At 71.6% G+C, this 22,163-nt stretch carries 14 protein-coding genes and 9 pseudogenes; 15 read left to right on the top strand and 8 right to left on the bottom strand.

Annotation, left to right across the window (positions count from 1 at the left end; translation table 11 throughout):
• Positions 1-467: 467 nt before the first annotated feature.
• On the bottom strand, positions 468-1,217 hold the full coding sequence (pflA, locus tag ACIF8T_RS24375) for a pyruvate formate-lyase-activating protein (protein ID WP_400038218.1): 750 nt from the start codon (positions 1,215-1,217) through the stop codon (positions 468-470).
• Positions 1,214-3,472: a formate C-acetyltransferase gene (pflB, locus tag ACIF8T_RS24380; RefSeq protein WP_400038219.1), complete on the bottom strand. Its 2,259-nt coding sequence runs from the start codon at positions 3,470-3,472 to the stop codon at positions 1,214-1,216. The genes pflA and pflB overlap by 4 nt, the downstream gene beginning before the upstream one ends.
• Positions 3,473-3,893: 421 nt before the next feature.
• On the opposite strand from pflB, the pseudogene ACIF8T_RS24385 reads away from it, so the two are divergent.
• From ACIF8T_RS24385 to ACIF8T_RS24415, 7 genes and pseudogenes are all read left to right on the top strand, one after another.
• Positions 3,894-4,174, top strand: a pseudogene (locus ACIF8T_RS24385) (putative PEP-binding protein); the annotation flags it as partial.
• A 103-nt stretch (positions 4,175-4,277) separates the two neighbouring features.
• Complete coding sequence (locus tag ACIF8T_RS24390) at positions 4,278-4,661, top strand: hypothetical protein (RefSeq protein ID WP_400038220.1); 384 nt, start codon at positions 4,278-4,280, stop codon at positions 4,659-4,661.
• A 189-nt stretch (positions 4,662-4,850) separates the two neighbouring features.
• Positions 4,851-5,585, top strand: coding sequence for an HPP family protein (locus ACIF8T_RS24395; protein ID WP_400038412.1), 735 nt, complete (start codon positions 4,851-4,853; stop codon positions 5,583-5,585).
• An 18-nt stretch (positions 5,586-5,603) separates the two neighbouring features.
• The gene (gene adhE / locus ACIF8T_RS24400; RefSeq protein WP_400038221.1) at positions 5,604-8,246 is read left to right on the top strand and encodes a bifunctional acetaldehyde-CoA/alcohol dehydrogenase; all 2,643 of its coding nucleotides are present in this window, start codon (positions 5,604-5,606) and stop codon (positions 8,244-8,246) included.
• A gap of 52 nt (positions 8,247-8,298) precedes the next feature.
• A pseudogene (locus ACIF8T_RS24405) lies at positions 8,299-8,451 on the top strand (STAS domain-containing protein); the annotation flags it as partial.
• A 23-nt stretch (positions 8,452-8,474) separates the two neighbouring features.
• Positions 8,475-8,627: a hypothetical protein gene (locus tag ACIF8T_RS24410; RefSeq protein WP_400038222.1), complete on the top strand. Its 153-nt coding sequence runs from the start codon at positions 8,475-8,477 to the stop codon at positions 8,625-8,627.
• Positions 8,628-8,676: 49 nt separating this feature from the next.
• Positions 8,677-8,973: pseudogene (locus tag ACIF8T_RS24415) on the top strand (DUF4389 domain-containing protein); the annotation flags it as partial.
• 267 nt (positions 8,974-9,240) lie between these two features.
• On the opposite strand, the pseudogene ACIF8T_RS24420 reads toward ACIF8T_RS24415, so the two are convergent.
• Both ACIF8T_RS24420 and ACIF8T_RS24425 read right to left on the bottom strand, forming a co-directional pair.
• Positions 9,241-9,364, bottom strand: a pseudogene (locus ACIF8T_RS24420) (DNA-binding response regulator); the annotation flags it as partial.
• A 179-nt stretch (positions 9,365-9,543) separates the two neighbouring features.
• A complete protein-coding gene (locus ACIF8T_RS24425) occupies positions 9,544-9,795 on the bottom strand; it encodes a hypothetical protein (RefSeq protein ID WP_400038223.1) in 252 nt (83 codons plus the stop codon).
• Between the two features lie 50 nt (positions 9,796-9,845).
• Between ACIF8T_RS24425 and ACIF8T_RS24430 the strand changes: the two genes are divergently transcribed.
• The 3 genes and pseudogenes from ACIF8T_RS24430 to ACIF8T_RS24440 form a co-directional block, all read left to right on the top strand.
• Entirely contained in the window at positions 9,846-10,295 is a 450-nt protein-coding gene (locus tag ACIF8T_RS24430; protein WP_400038224.1) for a hypothetical protein, read from the top strand.
• 16 nt (positions 10,296-10,311) lie between these two features.
• A pseudogene (locus ACIF8T_RS24435) lies at positions 10,312-10,554 on the top strand (peptidoglycan-binding protein); the annotation flags it as partial.
• Between the two features lie 117 nt (positions 10,555-10,671).
• Positions 10,672-10,959 (top strand): annotated as a pseudogene (locus ACIF8T_RS24440) (M23 family metallopeptidase); the annotation flags it as partial.
• 294 nt (positions 10,960-11,253) lie between these two features.
• On the opposite strand, the pseudogene ACIF8T_RS24445 reads toward ACIF8T_RS24440, so the two are convergent.
• Positions 11,254-11,535 (bottom strand): annotated as a pseudogene (locus tag ACIF8T_RS24445) (IS701 family transposase); the annotation flags it as partial.
• A gap of 81 nt (positions 11,536-11,616) precedes the next feature.
• Between ACIF8T_RS24445 and ACIF8T_RS24450 the strand changes: the two are divergent.
• The gene (locus ACIF8T_RS24450) at positions 11,617-12,087 is read left to right on the top strand and encodes a hypothetical protein (RefSeq protein WP_400038225.1); all 471 of its coding nucleotides are present in this window, start codon (positions 11,617-11,619) and stop codon (positions 12,085-12,087) included.
• Between the two features lie 500 nt (positions 12,088-12,587).
• Positions 12,588-12,976: pseudogene (locus tag ACIF8T_RS24455) on the top strand (transposase); the annotation flags it as partial.
• Between the two features lie 42 nt (positions 12,977-13,018).
• On the opposite strand, the gene ACIF8T_RS24460 reads toward ACIF8T_RS24455, so the two are convergent.
• The 3 genes and pseudogenes from ACIF8T_RS24460 to ACIF8T_RS24470 form a co-directional block, all read right to left on the bottom strand.
• Positions 13,019-13,774, bottom strand: a complete 756-nt coding sequence (locus tag ACIF8T_RS24460; RefSeq protein WP_400038226.1) for a hypothetical protein — start codon at positions 13,772-13,774, stop codon at positions 13,019-13,021.
• Between the two features lie 19 nt (positions 13,775-13,793).
• Positions 13,794-13,956 (bottom strand): annotated as a pseudogene (locus ACIF8T_RS24465) (IS5/IS1182 family transposase); the annotation flags it as partial.
• 195 nt (positions 13,957-14,151) lie between these two features.
• The gene (locus ACIF8T_RS24470) at positions 14,152-14,565 is read right to left on the bottom strand and encodes a MerR family transcriptional regulator (RefSeq protein WP_400038227.1); all 414 of its coding nucleotides are present in this window, start codon (positions 14,563-14,565) and stop codon (positions 14,152-14,154) included.
• A gap of 430 nt (positions 14,566-14,995) precedes the next feature.
• On the opposite strand from ACIF8T_RS24470, the gene ACIF8T_RS24475 reads away from it, so the two are divergent.
• From ACIF8T_RS24475 to ACIF8T_RS24485, 3 genes are all read left to right on the top strand, one after another.
• Positions 14,996-16,486: a SulP family inorganic anion transporter gene (locus ACIF8T_RS24475; RefSeq protein ID WP_400038228.1), complete on the top strand. Its 1,491-nt coding sequence runs from the start codon at positions 14,996-14,998 to the stop codon at positions 16,484-16,486.
• 280 nt (positions 16,487-16,766) lie between these two features.
• On the top strand, positions 16,767-17,336 hold the full coding sequence (locus ACIF8T_RS24480) for a hypothetical protein (RefSeq protein ID WP_400038229.1): 570 nt from the start codon (positions 16,767-16,769) through the stop codon (positions 17,334-17,336).
• Positions 17,337-17,338: 2 nt separating this feature from the next.
• Entirely contained in the window at positions 17,339-21,892 is a 4,554-nt protein-coding gene (locus tag ACIF8T_RS24485; RefSeq protein ID WP_400038230.1) for a caspase family protein, read from the top strand.
• Positions 21,893-22,163 lie beyond the last annotated feature (271 nt).

The following is a 22,163-nucleotide window of genomic DNA, read 5'->3' on the forward strand; positions in this document are numbered from 1 at the left end:
GGGTCGACGTGCTGTGGGCGATGCTGCGTGACAAGAGGCTGTTCACCTCCGCCCCGCCGGTCACGCAGGCGGCTTGACACGATCATTGAGATTCCCTTCGAGGGGCGCGGTCGGACGACGGGGTCGCGTTCGGCCGGGCAGCTCATGCGGCACGGGCCGCCCCGGCCGCGGCCGGGCTCGGCACCGCTGGTCCGCGGGGATGCCGCGGCCGCTCCCGGACCGGCCCTTCGCCGACGGTCTTCCGGCGCGGCGCGGATCACGGTGAGTGGCCGCACGTCCCCGGGGCCCCTGGGTCCCGGGCGAGAAGTCCGTTCGGCCCCGCGCCGGACGTCGGCGCCGCGCCTGCGGTGTCATCCGGTTCACGGACGCGACCGGACGCGGGCCGCGCACGAGGCCGCGCGCGGAATCGGGACCGAGCCCTCACCCCGCCCCCGCCGATCGGTGAGCGCGGACTGAGAACGACCGCTTCAGTGGGCCACCAGGCCGTGTCCCCGGAACTGCCCGCGGACCCGGTCCACCAGCGCCGTGTCGGGGACCGGTGTGTCCCGCAGGGGGAAGGGGACGCCCAGCGCGTCGTACTTGGCGGCGCCGAGCTTGTGGAACGGCAGGATGTCGATCCGCTCGACACTGCCGAGGCCCGCCAGGAAGGCGGCGAGGCCGTCGATCGCCTCCGGGTCGTCGGTCCAGCCGGGTACCAGCACGTACCTGATCCACATGCGCTTGCCCAGCCGGTCGAGGCGGGTGGCGAAGTTCAGGGTGGGGGCGAGCGCGCCCCCGGTCAGCTTCCGGTACGTCGTGACGTCGAAGGACTTGATGTCCAGCAGCACCAGGTCGGTGTCGGCGAGGAGTCCGTCCGTGGCACGGGCCCCGAGGAAGCCGGAGGTGTCCAGCGCGGTGTGCAGACCGAGTTCCTTGCAGCGGCGGAAGACCGCGGCCGTGAATACCGGCTGCAGGAGGGCCTCGCCGCCGGTGAGGGTCACTCCCCCGCCGGCGGTGGTGATGAAGGCCCGGTACTTGCCGATCTCGGCCATCACCTCCTCGACGGTGGCCCTCCGCCCGTCGCGCATGTGCCAGGTGTCGGGGTTGGCGCAGTACAGGCAGCGCAGTGGGCAGCCGCTGACGAAGAGCACGAACCGGGTCCCGGGACCGTCCACGCCGGTGGACAGGTCCCAGGAGTGGATCCGGCCGGTGACCGTGCCGCTCACGGTGCCGTTCACAGCGATCCGTGGAAGGTACGGCTGATCACGTCGAGTTGCTGCTCGCGGGTCAGGCGGACGAAGTTGACCGCGTACCCCGAGACCCTGATGGTCAGCTCCGGGTACTTCTCCGGGTGCTCCATGGCGTCCTCCAGCACGGCCCGGTCCAGGACGTTCACGTTCATGTGGAACCCGCCCGAGGACATGTAGGCGTCGAGGATGCCGACCAGGTGACCGGCACGTTCCCCCGGGACGTGCCCCAGCCCTTCCGGGGTGATCGTGGTGGTCAGGGAAATGCCGTCCCGTGCCGCCTCGTACGGCAGCTTGGCCACCGACAGCGCCGAGGCGGCCACGCCGTGCCGGTCGCGGCCGTTCATGGGATTGGCGCCGGGCGCGAAGGGCTGTCCTGCGCGGCGCCCGTCGGGCGTGTTCCCGGTGTGCTTGCCGTACACGACGTTGGAGGTGATCGTCAGCACGGACTGGGTGTGCTCGGCGTCGCGGTAGGTGGGGTGCTTGCGCACCTTCGCCATGAACGACTCCACCAGGTCGACGGCGAGGGCGTCGGCGCGGTCGTCGTTGTTGCCGTACGCCGGGAACCCGCCCTCGGTCTTGAAGTCCACGGCCAGTCCCGTCGCGTCGCGGAACACCTTGACCCGGGCGTGCTTGACGGCGGACAGGCTGTCCACGGCGACGGACAGGCCGGCGATGCCGCAGGCCATGAAGCGGTGCACGGGGTGGTCGTGCAGGGCCATCTCGATGCGCTCGTAGGCGTACTTGTCGTGCATGAAGTGGATGACGTTGAGCGCGTCGACGTACGTCTGCGCGAGCCAGTCCAGGACGCGGTCGTACGCCGCCGTCAGCTCGTCGTAGTCCAGGTACTCGCCGGTCAGCGGCGGCATCTCGGGGGCGATCTGCTCGCCGGTCATCTCGTCGCGGCCGCCGTTGACGGCGTACAGCAGCGCCTTGGCGAGGTTGACCCGGGCGCCGAAGAACTGCATCTGCCTGCCGACCGCCATGGCGGAGACGCAGCAGGCGATCGCGGTGTCGTCGCCGGTGCGCGGGCGCATCAGTTCGTCCGACTCGTACTGCACGGCGCTGGTGTCGATGGACACCTGCGCGCAGAACCGCTTGAAGCCGTCCGGGAGCCGAGGCGACCACAGCACGGTCAGGTTGGGTTCGGGGGCCGGGCCCAGGTTGTACAGGGTCTGCAGGAAGCGGAAGGAGGTGCGGGTGACCAGCGGCCGGCCGTCGGCGCCGATGCCGCCGATCGACTCCGTCACCCAGGTCGGGTCGCCGGAGAACAGGGCGTCGTACTCCGGGGTGCGCAGGAAGCGGACGATGCGCAGCTTGATGACGAAGTCGTCGACCAGTTCCTGGGCGCGGGTCTCGTCCAGGGTCCCCTCGTCCAGGTCGCGCTGGAGGTAGACGTCCAGGAACGTGGAGGTGCGGCCCAGCGACATCGCCGCGCCGTTCTGCTCCTTCACGGCCGCGAGATAGCCGAGGTACAGCCACTGGACCGCCTCGTGCGCGGTGGTCGCGGGCCGCGTGACGTCGCAGCCGTAGGTCGCCGCCATGCGGGTCAGCTCGCCCAGCGCCCGGATCTGTTCGGCCAGCTCCTCGCGGTCGCGGATGACGTCCGCGGTGGAGGGGCGGGCGTCCAGCAGGGCCCGCTCGGCGCGCTTGGCCTGGATCAGGCGGTCCGTGCCGTACAGGGCGACGCGCCGGTAGTCACCGATGATCCGGCCGCGGCCGTAGGCGTCCGGCAGCCCGGTGATGATGCCGGCCTTGCGGGCGGCCCGCATCTCGGGGGTGTAGGCGTCGAAGACGCCGTCGTTGTGGGTCTTGCGGTAGGTGCCGAACACCTTCGTGACGAACGGGTCGGCCTCGTAGCCGTAGGCCTTCAGGCCGTTCTCCACCATGCGCAGCCCGCCGTTGGGCATGATCGCGCGCTTGAGCGGGGCGTCGGTCTGCAGGCCCACGATCAGCTCGCGGTCCCGGTCGATGTAGCCGGGGGCGTGCGAGGTGATCGTGGAAGGGGTGGCGGTGTCCACGTCGAGGACGCCCCGGGCCCGCTCCTCGGGGAACAGGGCGCTGACCTTCTCCCAGACCGCGCGCGTGCGGTCCGTGGGGCCGGTCAGGAAGACCGCGTCGCCTTCGTAGGGCGTGTAGTTGGCCTGGATGAAGTCGCGGACGTCGATGCGCTCGCGCCATCCGCTTCCGGCGAACTGCCGCCAGGCATCGGCGGTCCGGGGGCCGGCTGTCACCGTCGCGGTCATCACGGGTCCTCTCGTCGAACCAACGGTCCTCTCCTCGACGATGCTCGTCGTCCGGGCTGGCGGCGGGCAGTGCCGTACAGGGCACGGTGCGGGTCCCCTCCGGCCCCGGGCCGCCGGGACCTTCGGCCCCGGGCCGGCGGCGAGAACCGGCGGACGGCGGGCTCGGCCCTCATCGGCACCTGGAACGCCCCGCCGCTGCGGCGATCCGGCCGGTCCGGGTGGGCGGGTCGCGTGCGGGCGGGCTCAGCCGTGCGGGACCACGGCGACGGGGCAGCCGACGTGGTGCGGGACGGCGTGCGCGACCGGGCCCGTGTGGGCACCGAGCCGACGTCCGTTCGTGCACCGGCCCACCACGAGGAGCCCGGCGTCCCGCGCCCCGTGCACCAAGGCGACGGTGGCCCGGCTTCCGGTGACCGTCCTCGCCCACCTCGACGAGGGCGTCTTTCCCACCTCCCCGTTCGAGACGCTCGACCGGGACGGCGTGGGGCGGCTGGCAGGGATCGCCGTCGCGGAAGGCCGCGCCACCCGGCCGGACCTGAAACTCGGCGTCCGCGGCGAGCACGGCGGGCGTTCCGACTCGGTGCGCTTCTGCCACGTCGCCGGCCTCGACTACGTCTCCCGCTCGCCCTTCCGGGTCCCGGTGGCACGGCTGGAGCCGGGCGGGCCGCACTGGAGGGAGCCGATGTGGGCGACAGCAGGTGAGCGGGACTCCCGGCCCGGTCCCGGGGGCCGGGAGTCCCTGGGACCGGGCCGGGACGCCCGGCAGGCTGGAGGCGTGCCGGAACGATCACAGGGAGTGGAGCACATGACTGCCAAGGACATCGGTATCCGTGGCCTCGACGCCACTGTCCGGGTGCGTGCCGAGGGCGACGTGGACGAGGAGTCCCTCGCCTATCTCCGGGAGAAGGTCGGCGCCGCTCTGGACCGTCCCGGGCTGCCGCCCGCCGGCGGCGAAGTGCGCGTCGTCAGGGCCGCGGCCCACCACGTCGAGCTGCCCTGGTCCGCCGGCGCGGAGGTCCGGGTGGGGAACCACCTCGTGGTCGTCCACGCCCGCGAGGCGAGCGCCCGGGAGCTCGCCGACCGGTTGCAGGACCGGCTGCGCAGCAGCACGGACCGGGTCGCACACCGCCGGGACGCCACCCGCAGGACGGCCACGCCGCCCCCGTGGCGCGGCGGTCCGGAGCGATAGGCGCACCCGGCGCCCGACCTGGCGGGGAGACGGAGCCGTCCGGCCCCCTCCCCGCCGTGCTCGTGCAGGAGGAACCGCCGTGCCCACTCGCACTGTCGGTGAAGTGATGACCAGGAACGTCGTGCGGGCCCGCCGAACGGCACGTTCGAGGAAGTGGCCGGGCTGCTCGATCACCACCGGACCAGCGGAGTGCCGGTGGTCGACGACGACAAGGTGCTCGGTGCGGTCCCCGGAACCGACCTCGTACGCGCGCGGGCGCACCGGGCCGACCACGGTCCGGCTCCCGCCGTCACGGCGGCGGAGGTGACGCCGAGTCCCGCGATCACCGTGCACCCGGAGCAGACCGTCCCGGACGCGGCCCGGCCGATGGAGCGCCGTGGCGTCGAGCGGCTGCCCGTGGTCGACGAGGAGGACCGGCTCATCGGCATCGCCACCCGCCGGGACCTGCTCCGGGTCTTCCTCCGCACGGACGACGGCATCCGCCGCCGGGTGACCGAGGAGATGTTCGCCGGCGCCCTGGGACCGCCGGCCGGAGCCGTCCGCGGCCGCGTCCGCGACGGTGTCGTCACCCTCGACGGTCGGGGGGGAGCCGCGCAGCCAGGTGCCGGAGGCCGTCCACGCCGCATGGCTGCTGGAGGGCGTCGTCGGTGTGATGAACGCCCCGACGTTCCGCGTCGACGCCTGCGCACCGCCTGTCGCGGCCGGTCGCGCGGAAGTCCGGTGACCTGCTCGGCCGGCGGGCCTGCCGGACTGTCCGGGGCCCGGGCCGACAGACCCCGCCGACCCGGGCCGGACGGGCTCGGAAGGGGACCTTCGGCGCCTGCTGCGGCACCGGGTTCGCCAGGACAGTGGAGTCAGGGAGGGTCACCGGTTCCCGCGTTGCCTCTCCCGTCCCGAGCCGCCGCATGTGCACGGCGGCCCTGACAACGGAGGCGGACCACCATGACCCGACAGGACTCGCGGACCGCGGTCACCACCGGCACCGAGGCCCCGTCCGACACCGCGGTCGCCGTGGACCGTCTGGTCACGGCCGGTCTCAAGGCACTCGCCGACTACGAGGACCTCACCCAGGAGCAGGTCGACCACATCGTGAAGAAGGCATCCGTCGCCGCCCTGGACCAGCACACCGCGCTGGCCCTCCTGGCGGTGGAGGAGACCGGGCGGGGTGTGTTCGAGGACAAGGCGGCCAAGAACATGTTCGCGTGCGAGCACGTCACGCACAGCATGGGCCGCATGAAGACCGTCGGGGTCATAGCCCGCGACGACATCGAGGACATGGTGGAGATCGCCGAACCGGTGGGCGTGGTGTGCGCGGTCACGCCCGTCACCAACCCGACCTCCACCACGATCTTCAAGGCGCTGATGGCCCTGAAGACCCGCAATCCGATCGTGTTCGCCTTCCACCCCTCGGCCCAGCGGTGCAGCGCCGAGGCCGCCCGCATCGTGCGCGACGCGGCCGTCGCCGCGGGAGCGCCGGAGCACTGCGTGCAGTGGATCGAGCAACCGTCCATCGAGGCCACTGACACGCTGATGCGGCACCCGGGCGTCTCGCTGATCCTCGCCACCGGTGGCAACGCCATGGTCAAGGCCGCCTACTCGGCCGGCAAGCCCGCCCTCGGCGTGGGCGCCGGCAACGTCCCCGCCTACGTCCACAGGAGCGCGAGGCTGCGCCGGGCCGTCAACGACCTCGTCCTGTCCAAGTCCTTCGACAACGGCATGATCTGCGCCTCCGAGCAGGCCGTCATCCTGGACACCGACATCTACGACGCGGCACTCGCCGAGTTCCGCACCCTCCACGCCCACCTGGCCACCCCGCGGGAGAAGGAGAAGCTGGAGGCGTTCCTGTTCCCCGCCACCGGCGGCTCGGGCGCCGGCTGCGCACCCAAGGTCAACGCGGCGGCCGTCGGGCAGAGCCCGGCGTGGATCGCCGAGCAGGCCGGGTTCTCCGTACCGCAGGACACCTCGGTCATCCTCGTCGAGACCGGACGCGTCGGCCCGGACGAGCCGCTGACCCGGGAGAAGCTCTGCCCCGTGCTGGCCGTGCTCCGGGCCGAGAACGAGCACCAGGGCTTCGACCTGGCCGCGGACATGGTCGCCTTCCACGGCCAGGGCCACAGCGCCGTCATCCACACCGAGGACCGCGCCCTGGCGGAGGCGTACGGCACGCGCATGAAGACCGTGCGGATCATCGTCAACGCCCCGTCCTCACAGGGCGCGATCGGCGGCGTCTACAACGGCCTGCTGCCGTCCCTCACACTGGGCTGCGGCTCGTGGGGCAGCACGTCGGTGTCGAACAACGTCTCCGCCGCCCAGCTGCTCAACGTCAAACGGATCGGCACCCGCCGCAACAACCTGCAATGGTTCAAGGTCCCGCCGAAGATCTACTTCGAGCCGCAGGCCATCCGCTACCTGACGTCCATGCCGGACGTCCACCGCGTCACGATCGTCACCGACGCGACGATGACCCGTCTCGGCTTCGTCGACCGGATCACGCGAGTGCTGCAGCGGCGTCGTGAGCCGGTCACCGTGCAGATCATCGACAGCGTCGAACCGGAGCCGAGCATCGACTCGGTGCAGCGTGGCGCCGGCCTGATGCGGGACTTCCGTCCCGACACGATCATCGCGCTGGGCGGCGGCTCTCCCATGGACGCGGCGAAGGTGATGTGGCTGCTGTACGAGCAGCCCGACGTCGACTTCGCGGACATGCGGCAGAAGTTCTCCGACATCCGCAAGCGCGCCTTCCGCTTCCCCACCCTGGGCAGGCTGGCCCGCCTGGTCTGCATCCCCACGACCTCCGGCACCGGCGCCGAGGTCACCCCGTTCGCCGTCATCTCCGACCCCGCCACCGGCAAGAAGTACCCACTGGCCGACTACGCGCTCACCCCCAGCGTGGCCATCGTCGACCCCCTGCTCACCACCGCCCTGCCCCCGGCGCTGGCCGCCGACAGCGGCTTCGACGCCCTCACCCACGCCATCGAGGCGTACGTGTCCGTCTACGCCAACGACTTCACCGACGGCCTCGCCCTGCACGCGATCCGCCTGGTCTTCGGCAACATCGAGTCGGCGGTCAACGACCGCGACGGCTCGGCGGAGGCCCGCGAGAAGATGCACAACGCAGGCACCATCGCGGGCATGGCCTTCGGCAACGCCTTCCTCGGCATCGTCCACGCCATGTCCCACACCCTCGGCGCCACCTTCCACATCGCGCACGGCCGCACCAACGCGGTCCTGCTGCCGCACGTCATCCGCTACAACGGCAGCGTCCCCACGAAGCTCACCGGCTGGCCCAAGTACGAGAACTACCGGGCCCCCGAACGCTTCCAGGACATCGCCCTCGCCCTCGGCCTGCCCGCCGCCACCCCGGCCGAGGGCGTGGAGTCCCTCGCCCTGGCGGTGGAGCGGCTGCGGGACGCCGTGGGCATCGAGCCGACGTTCCAGCGCCTCGGCGTCGACGAGCGGACCTTCCTCGACGCCCTGCCGCGGCAGGCCCTCAACGCCTACGAGGACCAGTGCGCACCCGCCAACCCGCGGATGCCGATGCTGGACGACATGCAGGAGATCATGCGCACCGCCTACTACGGCTGAGCGCGGTCTGCGACGGACCACCGAAGCCGGCCGGGCAGGGGCAGCCGAACCCCTGCCCGGCCGGCTTCGTCCATCCGTCATCACGGTGCGGCTCGATGCCCTCACCGCTGCTCCGCGGCCCGATGTGGTGGTGGACCTGCGGCCGGTGCTCTTCATGGACCGCGCCGGGCTGAGTGTGCTGTGCCGGGCACGCAGGCGGACCGAGAAGCGGCACGGAGGCTGCGTGTCGTGGGTTTCGCCCTCATGGCAGCGGGGGTCCTCGGCCTCGTCGCCTTCCTGCCCACCCGGGGCGCGGTGCTCCGGCCCGGTGAGCGCGAGGCCGTCATCGAGGAACGGCACCACATCGGTCATCACGCCGACCACCACCACTGCAGGTCATGACCGGCCGGAATCCCGGGACCGGCTTCCATGAACACGTCCATCACGCCCCCCGGTCCATCCCGCCCGGCTGACGGCGGTGCTCGATCCGTCGCTGTCCCGCTGACTGTGGCTGGTCAAGTGGCTGCTCGCCCTCCCCCATTACGTCGTCCTGTTCGCCGGGGTCGCCCTGACCTTCACGGGCCGCTACCCGCACGGCATCTTCGACCTCGTCGTCGGCCTCGACCGCTGGGTGCTGCGCGTGGCGGCCTACGCTGCCCTGATGACCGATGAGTACCCGCCCTTCCGGCTCGACCAGGGAGGCGGGGAGCCCGGCCCGGCACACGAGAAGGAGGAACCGAAGCCATGACCACCGCTCTCGTCCCGGCCTTCCTGCTCATCCACGGAATCGTCCATCCGCCGGTCCGACTGGCGCGCGCCGCCGACGACGAGCCGTTCGCCCCCGGCGCTCCCGGGCGTCGGCCGCTTCGGGAGTGCCCGGCCCCCGTGTCACGGGCGCGGCCGCCATCGCACTGGCCTCCCTCACGTCCATGCTCGACGTCATCGCGGGCGCGGCCACCACGACGCAAAGCAGCGCCCGGCCCACGGCAGCCCTCGTCGCGGCCGGCACCGGATCGCGCCCTCGGTCACGGGCCTGGGTGGCAATGACCGCCGCCTGAACGGGAAAAGTAGTTCTTCACCGTCTTGTCCGCCAGACACAACCGCTGGCCGATCTTCCGGTCGGTCAATCCCTCTCCGATCGCTTCAGCACGTACCCCGACGCCCCTCGACACACCACCTCATGATCGTCCAGCAGAAACACCCGGATCGGGCCACCCGCACAATCACGCTGCTCACCGACCGCCGTCAAACACCCCTCATGCTTTCTCGGGCTCCACTGGCCGCCCTTCCCCGGCTCGGCAGCGAAAGGACACAGCCCTCACTTGATGAAGTCCACCTCATTCGAGGACATAAACCCTGCCCTCCACTCTCTTACAGGACGTAATTCAAGGTAAAGCTGGAAAATGACAAACACAATCAAACGGAAGCCGAAATGCCGGATTGATCCTGCGGAAGGGATTTGCTTGCCGAGTTTGCGCACGGCCTCCAGCGGGCGCATGATGGAAATACGACTGTAAAGGTGAGCGGTGCGCTGCGGAAGGTGTGCTGCTTCAAGGCAGGGCACTGCCATGGCGGGCCAGTAGGCTCATTCCTTGTCGGCCTCCATTGATCGGGGGCGCAATGGTTGCTCTTTTCAACGGGCGGCTCGGCAAGCGCGACGAAGACATGAAGGCCACCCAAGCCGCTCCCATCGCAGTCGGAATCAGTGTCCCCGCGGGCGCCATCGGATTCTTCGGCGAGCAGACAGGACCCACCTACGCGACCTGGCAGCGCATACCGGTATTCACCGGCTGCTCCTCCGAGTCGCCCTTCAATCCGAACGCCGTGAACCGGAACGACGTGAATTCCCCAGGCCCGTTGCAATCGGACGGCGCCAGGCTCAACTGCTCACGCGGCTACGCTCAAGCGATTCCCGATACGTCGCCGAGAACCACCAGGCGGGCACATCAGACCGGATCTACGACCTGGTGGCGAACATCGCGGGCGGCCGTCAACTACACCTGGCGCCGGTACGGCGACATCTCGTGTGTTCAACAGGCGAATCCGCATCATGATCCGGCCCTCTGCTGAAAGGAGGATGGCCATGCCTACGCTGGCACCCTTCCCAGGAGCGGGATTCTTCCACAAAGGACAACGCAGTCCCATGATCGCTGCGATGGGCAAACGCCTGGTGGCGGAAGGGTGCGGGAAGTACCGGAAAGGTCCCGGCCCCGAGTGGACCGAGGTCGATCAACAGTCGTACGCCGCCTGGCAGCGCAAACTGGGGTTCGACGGAGCTGAGGCCAACGGCATTCCCGGCAAGACGTCTTGGGAGCGGCTCCGCGTTCCAGCCGCGACGACGCCCACACCCGCAGGCGCCCGCGTCGCATCTCCCGTTCCGGGTCGCAGCGTCACGACCCCCTACCGGAAGAAGGGACCTCACTGGAGCCTGGGCTACCACACCGGTGCCGACTACGCCGCTCCGGAGGGCAAGCCGTGCGTCGCGGTGCGCAGCGGTTCCATAGTCCGCAGCGGACGAGACGCGAGCTTCGGCAAGTTCCTCGTGCTGCGCACAGGCGGGTTCGACTTCTGGTACTGCCACCTCTTCGAGCGGACGGTCACCGGGGGTTCGGTGCGGGCGGGCCAGAAGATCGGGAGTGTCGGGTCCACCGGTAACGCCACGGGTCCCCACCTCCACTTCGAGAAGCGCCCGGCCGGCGGTGGCTTCGGAACCGACGTGAAACCCGTCTGGTAAGCGTCCGGGGCGCCGTACCACGGCCGCCTGAGCGGGAGCGATTTCGCCGTACACCGTGCGACCGGTGCCGCGCAGCCGCCGAGGTATCGGGCCGCGCTCGCTCCCGCCGGATTGAAAGAGCCGGACGGTGGTGGCGGAACGAGGGCAGGGGCGGGCGCGGACCTGCCCGGTGTGTACGGGTTGGCTGGTGATGCGCTGGTACCAACTGCTCGTTTCAGAAAGAGATCCATCAGGAAGGCCTCGAAGGCTGAAGGCAGGCGCCATCGGCCTGCCGCGCGGTAGGCATGAGCGGTGGCTGCCTCTCTTCGGGTCGCCGGTCTCGTCGGCCACCAGGACCACGTCGTCGGAGCCGAGGTGGTCGACGACGAAGCTGCGCGGGTCGTCCCGGGCCCGGTCCGCGTCCCGCTCCGCCCTCGCCAGTAGGTGCCGCAGCCGGTCGGGGTTTGTGCGGCCGGCGTGCTCGGCCGGCGTCCAGCAGTTCTTCCGCGACAGCCCGGCCGGCAGCCCGAGCACGCACTCCCGGGCGCGGCGGCGTGGTTCGACCCGCCTGAATCGGGAGGCGATCCGGCCCGTCAGGACCTCGAACGTGTGCTGCCGACAGTCACGATCTATGGCTGGGTGCCCCTTGAGGCCGGTGACCTCGGATAGCTTTCCGGCGTGAGCATGTGGATCTACCTTCAAGGGATGAAGCCCTCTGACCTGCCCCGGGACCTGGCGGCCGTGGAGGCTCTGTTCGACGTGGAATTCGACGAGCTGCGTCAGCGAGTCCGGGCAGGCCGCGCGGTCTGGCTGGAGAGGGGCTTTTTCGAGTTGAACGAAATCTACCGGCCCCGGTCGGAGCCAGATGGCGACCGGGAGCTCCCCGTCTTCGGTGGGCGGCACATACCGGACCCTGGTGGTGGCCCCGGCCATGTGGTGCTTGAACCGGCTGAAGTGGCGCGCGCGGCGGTGTACCTGGAGGGGGCGTCATTCTCCGACCTGTGCCTGGAGTGGTGGTCGCAACTGCCCCCGTCGGAGCAGGACGAGGAACTACGGGAGCACCTGACCCAATGCCACGGGGACCTGAGGTCCTTCTATGGCAGGTCAGCGGAGCAAGGCCGGGCTGTGGTCAAGTACTTCTCCTTCTGACCGTCCGGGATCCTCAAGTCCGCGGCCGCTCAGCCCGCCGGATGAAGGTCCCCGCCACATCACCCGATCACGAGATCACGATCTACGGCTGGAGTACTGACACTCCAGTTGCAGTTCGCTATCTCTGCTGGTCAGAGGCCCCTTCTCGAATCTATTCGGTTGCCGTGGCGTCAGGTGCCGGAGGGTCGTGACCTCCACCGTGGCGGCGACGGCAGTGACAGCGGCGTGCGGTTGCCTGGCGGCGGCGCCGCCACCAGGACCGGTTCAGCGCGTGATCGGCCTTCCGCCGGCGTGTCGGGGGGAGACGGTGAGCTGCCAGGATCCACCGGTCATGCATGGGCTGGCCACCGTCGAAGTCGTGGATGGCCGGCAGTTTCGCCGCGGCCCGGTCGTAGGCGCGTGGCCCCTTCGCTCCGTCACCGCAGGAGTGGCGTTCCCAGGCTTCATCCGCCGCAGCCGCCGTTCTTGGCCGCAGGCCGAGTTCGCGGTCACCCAGGCGATGGGCGATCACACCGGGGCAGGCAGACGACGGGCCGTGGATGATCCCGGTGCTGGAGCGCGTCCGTGTGCCGCGCCCGGCCGACGGGCGTCCTCGCACTCGGCCGGACCACCTCAGCGGCGACAAGGCGTACAGCTCCCGCCGCGACCGCCGCTGTCTGCGACGTCGGCAGATCAAGCACACCGTTCCCGAGCGCCACGACCAGCGGGCCCATCGGCAAGAGCGCGGCCGCGAGGGTGGCCGGCCCGCCGTCTTCAACCGGCCCGGTACGCCCGCAGGAACGAGATCGAGCGGACGATCAACGTTCTCAAGAGCTTCCGCACCGTGGCCACCCGCTTCGACAAACGGGCGTACGTCTTCCACGGCACGGTGATCGTCACCGTGATCCGGCGCTGTGACTCCGCTCCCGAGCCCTGCTCGCTTGCTTCCGATTCATCGTGTCTGCCGCAGGACGGGACGGTTGGCGGATGTGTACTCGTCCGCGATCTTGAACATGCTGGCGCAGCGTGGGCATTCGGCCTGGCCGAAGAGGTGGGCGATTCCGTCGGCGAGGGCCTCGTGCCCGTCGCGGACGGCAGCCTCGTGCAGCCACCGGCCGGTGCCGAAGAGTGCCTCGGGAGACGCCGGCCGTAGGTCGCGGCGGTCCACGTCGCCCAGGTGCCAGTCCCGGATCGCTGAATAGCGCCCGTGGTCCCCGATGGCGACCGTCACTTCCACGGCGCAGTGGGGGCAGGCCAGGTGGTAGAAGTCGTCCGTGAAGTCCCCCAGGACGGCCGCCCAGTGGTACTCCTCTTTGGCCGCGAGCGAATCGCGCAAGGTCGCGAGGTAGTCGGCCGGCCTCGATCGCAGGTGCCGGTCCAGCAGCTCGCGGAACTCCGCGATCACGTCGGCGCGGTCCGCCAGCAGGTCGTCGCAGCCGTGGTGTCCTGCCGCGCGTCGCAGGATCGCTCCGGCCAGTCCACGCGCCCGTGCGCTCCTCGAGGCGAGACGCACCAGGCGCGGCAGGGCGGCAAAGCCGGCGGGGAAGACGAGGTCGTGTTCGAGGACCAACCGGTATCCCAGCTCCTCCCATGCTTCGGCGTCGTCCTCCAGCTCCACCCGTTCCAGAAGCGCGGGGACGCGATCGACATCCCCGTAGCAGTCGTGCATCTGCGTCCAGTTCACCACCTGGACATTGAAGCGCCCCATGGCAGCCGGGGTGGGCCCTCTGTTCCCGACCCATTCGAAAGGGCGCGGGTTCCTCGGGCAAGTCTCGCCGGGGCGAGCAGGTGCGGTACTTCCACGCAGGCTTCCGGGGTGCGGCGGTGATCGGCCCACCGTCGTCCACGGACCGGATCGGCCCGCATCAGCAGCTCGATCCGGTCCCGCATCCCATCGGTGATGACTCAACGCATCACAACCGCCCCGGATGAGGACCGTTGCCGCCGTCTCGCTCCCCTCGGCCGGAGAGCCGGACGAACCGCCGGCTCTTGACGGTGTCTCCCAAGACACTCGGCTTCCCTGACGAGTCGACCCGCACCGTCCTCAGGATGAGGCGCCGGCCGGCCGGGAGGTGAGGCCCGGTCCTATGCGCGGGCGGCGGGCGCCTTCTGCTCCAGGCGGGCGCCCAGGGTGGCGGCGAAGTCCTCGGCGCGCGCCAGCTGCGCGCGCAGCTTCTCCACCTGCTCGGTGGCGGCCTGCTGGTAGCTCCGCACGCGTTCCAGGAGGGCCTCTCGCTCGTCGGCGTCGAGGTCGGTGCCTGCGTCGAGGCGGTCGGTGGCTTCCAGCAGGTCGCGCATCTGGTCCAGGGTGAAGCCGAGCGGCTTCATGCGGCGGACGACCATGAGCCGGGCGACGTCGGCCTCGGTGTAGAGGCGGAACCCGCCCTGCGAGCGGGCCGAGGGGACGACCAGGCCGGTCTCCTCGTAGTGCCGGATGGTGCGCAGGGACAGCTCCGTGCGCGCGGCGACCTCGCCGATCTGCATGTGCTTGCCGTCCACGCCCGTGATCCCCTGATCCTTCTCGTCGTCAGTGCTCTCGGCCCCGGGTGGGCACCGCCGATCCCTACTCTAACGTTAGGGTAGAGTTGCTGGTGGTGAGAGCGGCGTGCTGCCGCCCCGCTGTTGCCGTGTCGGGGCCGACGACGCCCCCGGCGAAGATCCGATTCCTGCGGGAGAAAGCGTGCGCGAGTCCAAGGCGCCCGACGCTGCCGCCTGCCCGCCGTGAGGATTCACCCCCGGACGTGAGGCAGGGCCGCGCCCTTGCGCAGGCCCCACCCCGCCCGTCCGCCACTTCCGGCTCCGCGTTCGCGGGGCCGCCCGCGGGGTGCCGGCCCGGCCCCTCCGCGCCTTCCCGCACGCCCCGGCCAGTCGAACGGGGTATGCCCGAGCACGACAGGTTCCCTCTCCCTTGTCTTCTGCCGCCACCCCTGTGTCTCCGGCTGCGCGCCTGCGCGGCCTGAAGCCCGACTGGATCTCCGACCCGAAGGTCTGGGGCACCGAGGTCCTCGCGGGCCTGGTCGTCGCGCTCGCGCTGATCCCCGAGGCGATCTCCTTCTCGATCATCGCCGGTGTCGACCCGGCCGTCGGCCTGTTCGCCTCGTTCACCATGGCCGTGACCATCGCGATCGTCGGTGGTCGCAGGGCGATGATCTCCGCTGCCACCGGTGCGGTGGCCCTGGTGATCGCCCCGCTGAACCGGGAGCACGGCTTCGGCCACCTGGTCGCCGCCGTCGTCCTGGCCGGTGTCTTCCAGGTCGTCCTGGGCGCGGTCGGGGTGGCGAAGCTGATGCGGTTCGTCCCGCGCTCGGTCATGGTCGGCTTCGTCAACTCCCTTGCGATCCTCATCTTCGTGACCCAGGTCCCGGAGATGCAGAACGTGCCCTGGCCGGTCTACCCCTTGGTCATCGGCGGCCTCGCCCTGATGGTGTCCCTCCCGAGGATCACCACCGTGGTCCCGGCCCCGCTCGTCTCGATCGTGATCCTCACCGTGATCACGGTCGCGGCCGGTATCGCGGTGCCCACCGTCGGGGACAAGGGCGAGCTGCCGTCGTCGCTGCCCGTACCGGGCCTTCCCGACGTGCCCTTCACGCTCGACACCCTGACCACCATCGCCCCGTACGCGTTCGCCATGGCGCTGGTCGGGCTGATGGAGTCGCTGATGACCGCGAAGCTGGTCGACGACATCACCGACACCCGTTCCGACAAGACCCGCGAATCGATCGGCCAGGGCGTCGCCAACATCGTCACCGGCTTCTTCGGAGGCATGGGCGGCTGCGCCATGATCGGCCAGACGATGATCAACGTGAAGGTCTCCGGTGCCCGCACACGCGTCTCCACCTTCCTCGCCGGCGCGTTCCTGATGGTGCTGTGCATCGTCTTCGGCCCGGTCGTCTCCGACATCCCCATGGCCGCCCTCGTCGCCGTCATGATCATGGTGTCCTTCGCGACCTTCGACTGGCACTCCGTCGCCCCCGGGACCCTCAGGCGGATGCCCGCCGGCGAGATCGCCGTCATGGTGATCACCGTCGCCTGCGTCGTCGCCACCCACAACCTCGCCATCGGCGTCGTCGTCGGCTCGGTCACCGCCATGGTCGTCTTCGCCAAGCGTGTGGCCCACCTCGCCGAGGTCACCGCCGTGGTCGACCCCGACGGCAAGGCGGTCGTCTACCGCGTCACCGGCGAGCTGTTCTTCGCCTCCTCCAACGACCTCGTCGGCCGGTTCGGCTACGCCACCGACCCTGACAAGGTCGTCATCGATCTGTCCGCCGCCCACATCTGGGACGCCTCCTCCGTGGCCGCCCTGGACGCGATCGAGACGAAGTACGCCCAGCGCGGCAAGACCGTCGAGATCACCGGCCTGAACGACCCGAGTGCCGATCTTCACGGCAAGCTCACCGGCGAACTGGCCGGCAGCCACTGACCCGGCACACATGAGCGGCGTGAGGACCCCGGCACCCGGCCGGGTTCCTCACGCCGCTCTGCGGTGCGGCTCCGGCAGCCCGGCCCGGCGGTGACAAGCCCGAAGTGACACCGCGACGACACTGCGCACGAGCGCACCCGCAGTTGCCGGCCGGGGAACGCCCTCTCGGTACCGCCGTGCTGTGACTGTGATGTGCGGGGAACCGGCGGGTGGGTAAGGGGCGTTGGGGACTCAGGGACGGATGAGCGGCGCGGCGGTGGCGTGCCGGGGAGGAGCGGGGGTGCGTCTCACACTCGGCGTACAGGCGGAGACCGGCGACCACGCGAGCGCCACGGACGAGTTGTACGACTGGCTGCGTCAGGATCCCGAGCTGCGCGGACTGGTGCGGCGCGACCTCGCGGACAGTGCGCCCGCGGGAGCGATGGGCGGTGCCTGGAGCGAGCTGCTGACCCTGCTGCTCGCTCCCGGCGGGCCCACCGCGGCGGCCGGTGCCGCCCTCGTCGTCTGGCTGCAGAACCGGCGGAGCAATGTGACCGTCACCATCAACCGGCCGGACGGCACCCAGTTGGTGGTCGCCTCCGAGAAGGTCCGGCCGCTGACCGCGGAGGGCACCGGCGAGCTGGCCCAGCGGGTGGCGGAGGCCCTGCGGGAGCCATCGGCTCAGGACGCCGGGCGGGAGCCGTCCGCGCCGGACACGGGCGAGCGCGGACCGTCCGGCGGGGACGGCACGCGGCAGGCCGACGGGGACGGTTCCCGCCGGGCGGACGGGGACGGCACGCGCCGGGCCGAGGGGGACGGTTCCCGCCGGGCGGACGGGGACGGCACGCGCCGGGCCGAGGGGGCGCACTGACCATGCCGTCAGGGGGAGGGCCGGATCTGACCGGACCCGGCTGTCACGCGGTGGTGGTCGGTACGGGCCGCCACCCGGGAGACCGGCTGCACGATCTGCCCGCGGCCGTGCCCTCGGCGCGGGCGCTGGCCGAGACGTTGCGCACCCAGTGCGGCATGGGCGACCGGGTCCGCGTGCTGGCGGACCCCGCGTCACCCAGCGAGGTGCTGGAGGCGCTGGCGGAGGCCGCCGACCGGGCGGCGCCCACCGAGGAGCGGCCTGAGAGCGGCATCGTCGTCTTCTGCTTCGTCGGCCACGGTCTGCGCGGGCCCGGCGGACGGCTGTATCTCGCGACGGCCGCGACGAAGTCCCTCACGGACACGGCCCACGCGGTGCCCTACGCGGAGATCGAGCGCTACCTCGGCGACGCCGCCGCGGACCCGGTGCTGATCCTCGACTGCTGCTTCGCCGGGAACGCCCGGGAACCCGACCGCGCCCTCGCCCCGGACCCGTTCGGCGCGTCCCGCCCCCAGGGCAGCTACCTGCTCGGATCGGCCCAGCGCAACACCCTCGCCCACGCCCCCGAGGGCGCCGAGTACACCCTGTTCACGGGCCATCTGCTGCAGCTGCTGCGGGAGGGTGACGCGGGCGCCTCCCGCCTGCTGACGCTCGGCGGGGTCTACCGCCTGCTCGACCAGCGGCTCCAGGGTGAGGCGGCCCGCCCCTACGGCGGCGGCACCGCCCGCATGGCCGAGCTGGTCCTCACCGTCAACCGCCGCTATCCCGCGTCCCCCGCCCCGGACACCCCGCCGGCGCCGGACGACGACGCGGACGCCGTGTGCCCGTACCCGGGCCTGCGCCCGTTCCTGCCCGAACAGCACCACCTCTTCTTCGGCCGCGAGGAGGTGACGGAGCGGCTACTGGCCAGGGTCGCCGGGACCCGGCCGGGGGAACCGCTGGTGCTCATCGGCAACTCCGGCGTCGGCAAGTCGTCGCTGCTGCGGGCCGGGCTGGGCGTGGCGGCGCACCGCGCGGGACTGGGACCGGTGTGCCTGGTGCCCGCCCCCGGGGCGTGGCCGTTCCGGCGGCTCGCCGAGGCGTGGGCGCAGGCGGTGGGCCGCCCGGTCGGGGAGGTCGTACGTGATCTGGAACGGGGACGTTTCACCCGCGCGGGATCCGGGGCGCGCGGCGGGCCGGTGCCCGGGGTCCTGGTCGTCGACCAGCTGGAGCAGTACTTCACGCACGGCGCGGACGAGGCCGAGCGCGGCCGGTTCGCCGCCGCGCTCACCGCGTCCGACGGCCCGCGCGTCGTGCTGGCGCTGCGCGCCGACTACCACGGCGACGTCCTCGGCGACCCGCACCTCGCCCCGTTCGCGGAACGCGACCACTTCGTCGTGCCCGCCCTGGACGACGACGAGATCGAGGCGGCCGTCGTCGAGCCCGCCCGCTACGCCGGACTGGAGTGGGAGGCGGGTGTCCCGCGCATCCTGGTGCGCGAGGTGAACGAGGAACGGCGCGGCGGACGCACCGGCGACGCGGCGGCCCTGCCGTATCTGGCGTACGTCCTCCAGGAGATCTGGCTGCGGCGGCGCGGCGCGACGCTCACCTACGCCGCCTACCAGCAGGCGGGCGGCATCCGCGACGCGGTCGCCCGCGCCGCCGACCGGATCCACGACGGCCTCGCCGAGGACGGCCGTCAGCGGTTGCGCGCCCTGATGCTCGCCATGGTGCAGGTCGCCGACGGCGAGGGCCGGCTGGTGCGCCGCAGGGTGCCGCGCGAGGAACTGGCCGACGCGCAGGACCTGCTGCGGCTCCTCGCCGACGCCCATCTCGTCGTGGTGGACGAGGACGGCGGGGCGCAGCTCGGGCACGACTCGCTGCTGCACGCCTGGGAGCGGCTGACCGGCTGGATCGAGGAGGTCCGCGGCGATCTGCTGCGGCTGCGGCGGCTGACGGCCGCGGCGGAGGGCTGGGACGAGGGCGGACGCGGGCCCAGCGGCCTGTGGCGGGGCCTCGACCTGCGGGAGGCACGTGAGCCGGCCGCCGGCCGGACCGCCGGGGCGGCGCCCGTACGGCAGGTGGTCCGCGACTTCGTCGCCGCGAGCGAAGCCGCCGAGCGGCGCCGGCGCCGGGCCGTCCGGACGTGGGTCTCCGTGCTGTCGGTGCTGACCCTGGTGGCGGCCTCCCTGGCGGGTTGGGCGTTCTACGAGAACGGGCAGGCGGCGAGCCGGGAACGGGCCCTGATCGCCCGCGAGCTGGCGGGCCGCGCCGACCGCATCCGCGACCGCGACCCGGGCACGGCGCTGCGCCTCAGCCTGGCCGCGTACCGCACGGCCGAGACCCCGGAGACCCGCTCCAGCCTGTACGCGGCGGCGATCACCCTGACTCCTGTCCACCTCTCCCCCGCCGAGCCCCACCGCGAGCCCGTCCTGAGCCTCGCCTACCGCCCGGACGGCGAGGCGCTGGCCGTGAGCCACCGGGACGGCCGGGTGCGGTTGTGGGACCTGTCCGATCCCGGGCGGCCGGCCGAGGGGGGCTGGTTCCAGGTGAAGGGCCGGCCCGTCCTCGCCCACCATCCCGACGAGCCGCTGCTGGCCGCGCAGACGGGCACGGAACTGACCCTGTGGAACACCGCGGACCCCGAACGGCCCGAGCGGCTGGCGCGTCTGCCGGTCGAGGGGAGCGAGGCGACGTTCAGCGTGGCGTTCAGCGGGGACGGCCGGACCCTGGCGTCCGGCGGCGACAAGGGCCGGCTGCGGTTGTGGGACGTCTCCGACCCGGCGCGCCCGGTGCTGCGCGCGCAGCGCACGGTGGCCGAAGCGGATCTGATCTCCCTGGCGTTCACCCGCGACGGACACCACCTGATCACCGGCAACGGCAACGGGCCGGGCGCGGACGGGCATCCCGCCCAGGTGCGGCTGTGGGACCTGACCGACCCCGGCCGGCCCGTCCTGCGGGACACCGAGCAGGCCGCCTCGGTCACGTCCGTCGCCGCCCACCCACGCCGTGACCTGGTCGTCGCGAACGGCGGCGGCGGGAAGACGCCCTGGTGGAAGGTGGTGGACGGGCGGGAACTGCGGCGGGTGTCCACCGAGGACGGCCTGGACAGCTGGGGCGGCTACTACGGATTGCCGCAGCTCGCGTTCAGCCCGGACGGCAGGTTCCTGGCGGCGGCGGCCCGCGACACCGGCGTACGGCGGCTCGACGCGACGGCCGAGGCGGCCGATCTGGCCCGGATCAAGCCGGAACTCGGTGTGCTGTCCGCGGGGCAGCCGGTCCAGTCGGTCGCCTACAGCCCCGACAGCCGCTATCTGGCCGCCGGTGAGGTGGGCGGCGAGATCCGGCTGTGGACCGAACACGCCTGGGCGCCCGCGCTCCCCGGCTACCTGCCCCTCCAGGAGGTGGCGGGCACGGGCCCCGTCAGTGCCGACGGCAGGCTGCTCATCACCAAGGAGGAGGAGCCGGACTACTCCGAGACCACCCGGATCTGGACCATCGGCGATCACGGCTCGCCGAAGCCGCGCTACACCCTCCCGAAGGACTGGGAGGCGAACTGGTTCCTGACCGGCCGGGACGGCGACCCGGTCCTGCTGGCCCACCACTGGACGGGAGGGCTCGACCACACCCTCCAGCTCTGGCGGTTCGGCGCCGAGGGCCCGCCGCGCCGAAGCGCGAGCATCCGGTACACCGCCGACGTCTCGCACATCACCGTCAGCCCCGACGGCCGGCTGCTGGCCGTCGGGTCGCGGGAGGAGCGGGCCATCGCCCTGTGGGACATCGGCGACCCCGCGAAACCCGTGCGCCGGGCCGACATCCCCGCACAGGCGAAGGGCGGGCTCTTCGAGACGGGAACCCTGTGGTTCGCGGGCCCGCACACCGTCGTGACCGTCGAGAACGAATGGCACCTGCGGTTCTGGGACGTCTCCGACCCCGACCATCCGCGCAGGGGCGACGTGATCGAGGACGCGGCGCTGCACCAGGGCGCGATGTACGACGATGTGTCGAAGCTGCTCATCACCGAGGAGAGCGGCGACACGATCCGGCTGTACGACCTCTCCCAGCCGGCGCGGCCGGTCGAGGGGAAGCCGATCCCGGCCGCTCCCGAGAGCTACTTCCCCGCCGGGAAGGACGAACTCGCGACCGCGGCCGCCGACGGCACGATCGAGTTCTGGGACGTGTCCAACCCCCGCAAGCCGAGCAAGAAGCGCGAGACCGTACGCCTCGACCGCGCCATCACGTCCCTCGCCGTCACCGCCGACGGCCGTCACGCCATCACCGGCGGCCCCTACCGCATCTGGTCCCTGGGCCGCGACGGCCGCTGGGTGACCCCGGAGTTCGCCACCCTGGAGGCCGCGGAGTCCGTCCGGCTGCCCTCGGGCAGGAACTGGCTGGCCGTCACCACCAGGACCGACACGTCGGGCCTGTCCGACGAGCAGAACACGTACATCCTCGACTACGACACCGACCGCCTCTACGACGCCATGTGCCGCTCACAACCCGTCAGCCTGTCGGAAGACCGCTGGAAGGCGCTGTTCCCGCACCTGAAGCACCGCGACGCCTGCACCGGAGGGGAGTGATCACCGGGACGATCACCGCCCTCACGACGCATGTCGCGCATATCGAGCACAGGGGGACGCGATGATGCAGTGCTGATCATGGACCAGGAGGTACACGCCTCACCTTGCCGTCTCGAGAACAGGCCCGCTGCCAGACCGCCGGGACGGCGCCCGGTCAGGGTGAGTCGGCGGGGGCGGGCGAGGGACGGTAGGCGCCCTGGCGGGTGACGCTGACCGGGCGGCCAGGGTAGCCGGATCGGGCGGGCCCGTTCACGGGTGCGGCATTCGGTCG

Source organism: Streptomyces sp. NPDC085946 (assembly GCF_044540485.1).
Lineage (GTDB): Bacteria > Actinomycetota > Actinomycetes > Streptomycetales > Streptomycetaceae > Streptomyces.